This is a genomic window from Loktanella sp. SALINAS62, assembly GCF_018263905.1.
In the GTDB taxonomy this organism is placed as follows: domain Bacteria; phylum Pseudomonadota; class Alphaproteobacteria; order Rhodobacterales; family Rhodobacteraceae; genus Loktanella.
Map to the genome: position 1 here is coordinate 1 of NZ_JAAFZU010000051.1, position 264 is coordinate 264.

Annotated in this window: 1 pseudogene; it reads right to left on the reverse strand. The window is 59.8% G+C overall.

Features of this window, described 5'->3' with window-relative positions:
- Positions 1 to 264 (reverse strand): annotated as a pseudogene (locus GZH79_RS14400) (IS21 family transposase); the annotation flags it as partial.

Below are 264 nucleotides of genomic sequence, written 5' to 3' on the forward strand. Positions count from 1 at the left end.
CCAGAGCGCCCGTCTTTTGCTCAAGCAGTGGCAGATAGTGGACCGGATCAAAAACCATATCCTCTCGATCCCAGCACCGGGGGTGGCGGGCGATCACATCGCCACCACAGCCAATGACGACTTGATCAACATAGCCGCGAAGCCAAACATCGCGGTGCCCGTAGGCAACCGGCACCGAGTAATCGTTGGTTTTGTAGCGCACCAGGGATTGTGAGTTCACCTGGCCGGTGGCCTGATCGCAGGCGTCAAACGGGCACGCGGGCA